This window comes from Neisseria sp., from assembly GCF_041804105.1.
GTDB lineage: Bacteria > Pseudomonadota > Gammaproteobacteria > Burkholderiales > Neisseriaceae > Neisseria.
Window position 1 is genome coordinate 1 of sequence record NZ_JBHCJY010000135.1, and the last position, 3,026, is coordinate 3,026.

2 protein-coding genes are annotated in these 3,026 nt (G+C 49.9%); both read left to right on the forward strand.

Annotated elements, in window-relative coordinates; all coding sequences use genetic code 11:
* Positions 1–568: 568 nt before the first annotated feature.
* Positions 569–1,045 (forward strand): anaerobic ribonucleoside-triphosphate reductase activating protein, encoded by a 477-nt coding sequence (nrdG, locus tag ACEYDX_RS11405; protein WP_373742138.1) that lies wholly within the window; start codon positions 569–571, stop codon positions 1,043–1,045.
* On the forward strand, positions 1,042–2,826 hold the full coding sequence (gene nrdD, locus ACEYDX_RS11410; protein ID WP_373742139.1) for an anaerobic ribonucleoside-triphosphate reductase: 1,785 nt from the start codon (positions 1,042–1,044) through the stop codon (positions 2,824–2,826). The genes nrdG and nrdD overlap by 4 nt, the downstream gene beginning before the upstream one ends.
* The last annotated feature ends 200 nt before the right edge of the window (positions 2,827–3,026 follow it).

Consider the following 3,026-nt stretch of genomic DNA (forward strand, 5'->3'; position numbering starts at 1 on the left):
GAATTTTTTTACTAATTACTTTATTTTTCATGGTTGGATGTATAGGTGAAAATACTTTGAAAAATGGGATAAAAAATAAAGTAATTAGTAAAAAAATTCGAATATATATATATTATTAATTTCCTTATAAGTCTAAACAAAATTTTAGTAACAATTTATATAGAGAAAATGGATATACGACGGTAAAAGTTCATCGTTCAAGAGCTTTGAATTGAAAATCTTTATGTTAATCAAAAAATGGAGAGTAATTGCTATAAAATTTCTAAATAGGAGATAAGTAATGGCTTATTACCCATATTACAGTGGCAGTTTTTTTAGTAGAAATGCTATGGATAGAGCAAATTATCATGACGGATTTTCAAATAAATGAACTACAAGATTGCATAAAGTAGGTATCTCAAGTATCTTGCGAAAGATAAGGCCGTCTGAAAATTTTCAGACGGCTTGTTTGCTTTTTGCCATGTTGCACGGCGTAATTTGATTCATCTCAATGAAGGCCGTCTGAAAATCTATAAAATACCATATCTAGTAGTTTTATATTTTTTTAATACTATATATGGTGTTTTAAATGGATGGACAAACGCTTAGATTCACCGCCGAGCAAATCGTGTGGCAGGAAGTGCCGGGCGAGGTGTCATTGGCGTTTTTGTGTTCGGGCTGCCCGTTGCGCTGCGAAGGCTGCCACAGTGCAGATGCTTGGCGTGCGGCCGCCGGTTCGGAGCTGACCGAAGATTATTTGAAAGGCGGTCTGAAACGCTATCGTGGGCTGATTACCTGTGTGCTGTTTATGGGCGGCGAATGGCTGCCTGATGCGCTGCGCCGTATGTTGGAAGTGGTGCATGAGGCGGGTTTGAAAAGCTGCTTATACACCGGTTTGGAGCGTGAAGAGCTTTCAGACGGCCTGCTGCCTTATCTCACGTTTTTGAAAACCGGCCGTTGGCGGCCGGAGTTGGGCGGGTTGGACAGTGCGGCCACCAACCAACGCTTTATCCGTATTCATTCGGGTGAAAACCTAACCCACTTATTCAGAGGAGCAAACGCATGATCCGGCTCACCTCAGAGCAGCTGAACGGCAAACTGGCGTTTATGAACGACTATGTTTCGGCGCAAAACGCGGCCGACGGCTCGAAAATGGATGCCAATGCCAACGTTACCCAAAAAAACATCGCCACGATGGAAGCCGAGCTGATGAAGGATTTTTTCGTGCAGGTCAACCGTGCGCAGGTTTCCCGCAAAATCGAAGAAGTCTTCGGCAAGGCCGCTGCCGACGAATATATCCGCCAAATCGAAGCGCATGAAATTTATGTGCACGACGAAACCAGCCTCAAGCCTTATTGCGTGTCGGTTACGCTGTATCCGTTTTTGCTGGATGGCTTGGCCAAGCTCGGCGGCGAATCGAAAGCGCCCAAGCATCTTGCATCGTTTTGCGGTTCGTTTATCAATCTGGTGTTTGCCATCAGCGCGCAGTTTGCCGGCGCGGTGGCCACGGTTGAGTTTTTAACTTATTTCGACTATTTCGCCCGCAAAGACTACGGCAGCGGTTACCTGCAAACCCACGCGGCGGAAATCGCCAACCATATGCAGCAGGTGGTGTACAGCATCAACCAGCCCGCCGCCGCGCGCGGTTATCAGAGCGTGTTTTGGAATATTTCGGTGTACGACCGCCATTATTTCGAAGCCATGTTCGCCGATTTCGTGTTCCCCGATTTCAGCAAACCCGATTGGGAAAGCGTGGCCGCTTTGCAATTGTTTTTCCTGAAATGGTTTAATCGGGAGCGCAGCAAAGCCGTGCTGACCTTCCCCGTGGTAACCGCCGCCATGCTCACCGAAAACGGCAAGTGCAAAGACACCGAATTCGCCGGCCAAATGGCGCAGGAGCTGGCCGAGGGCAATTCGTTTTTCGTTTACCTTTCCGACAACCCCGATTCACTTGCCTCGTGCTGCCGCCTGCGCAACCAAATCGAAGACCATACCTTTTCCTACACCCTTGGCGCGGGCGGCGTGGCCACCGGTTCGATTAACGTGATTACCATCAATATGAACCGTTTGGAGCAAGACGGGCGCGATTTGGCGGAAGAGGTGGGCAAAATCCACCGCTACCAATACGCCTACCGCAAGCTGATGGAAGAATACCAGGCCGCCGGCATGCTGCCCGTGTACGACGCAGGCTTTATCACGCTCGACAAACAGTTTCTCACCATCGGCATCAACGGCATGGCCGAAGCCGCCGAATCGCGCGGGATTGCCGTGGGTTACAACGAAAACTACGTCAACTTCGTACAAGGCCGTCTGAAAACCATCTATCAGGCCAACCAGGCCGCATCCAAACACTACGGCGTGAAGTTCAACACCGAATTCGTGCCCGCCGAAAACCTCGGCGTGAAAAACGCCAAATGGGACAAGGCCGACGGCTATAAGGTTTCGCGCGACTGCTACAACTCTTATTTCTATATCGTGGAAGACGAAAGCACCAACGCGCTCGACAAATTCCTGCTGCACGGCCGCGAGCTTACCGAATGGCTCGACGGCGGCTCCGCCTTGCACCTGAATTTAGACGAAGCCCTGCCGCAGGCCGGTTACCGCTCACTGCTCGACATCGCCGCCCAAACCGGCTGCAACTATTTCTGCGTCAACGTGCGCATTACTATCTGCAACGATTGCGGCTATATAGATAAACGCACCCTGCATCAGTGCAGCGCCTGCGGTTCGCACCATATCGACCACGGCACCCGCGTTATCGGCTACCTCAAGCGCGTGTCCGCCTTCAGCAGCGGCCGCCGCAAAGAACACGCCCTGCGGCACTACCACCGCTGCGCTGCCGCGTAAGTAAGGCCACAGAAATACAGAAGGCCGTCTGAAACGTTTTCAGACGGCCTCAAACTGTGGGCAAAACCCCGCCAAATACCGCAAACCAAACACTTTTTTAGCTCACGGCTTGACTAAGTGTTTGCACCGAAACTATAATTCCGCTCTTGTCGGCATGGTGCCGGCAAGTATTTCACTCAACAGGACGAGAAAATATGCCA

Coding starts and splice junctions, on each gene's coding strand:
- nrdG (WP_373742138.1), top strand. CDS start 569: ATGGATGGACAAACGCTTAGATTCACCGCCGAGCAAATCGTGTGGCAG.
- nrdD (WP_373742139.1), top strand. CDS start 1,042: ATGATCCGGCTCACCTCAGAGCAGCTGAACGGCAAACTGGCGTTTATG.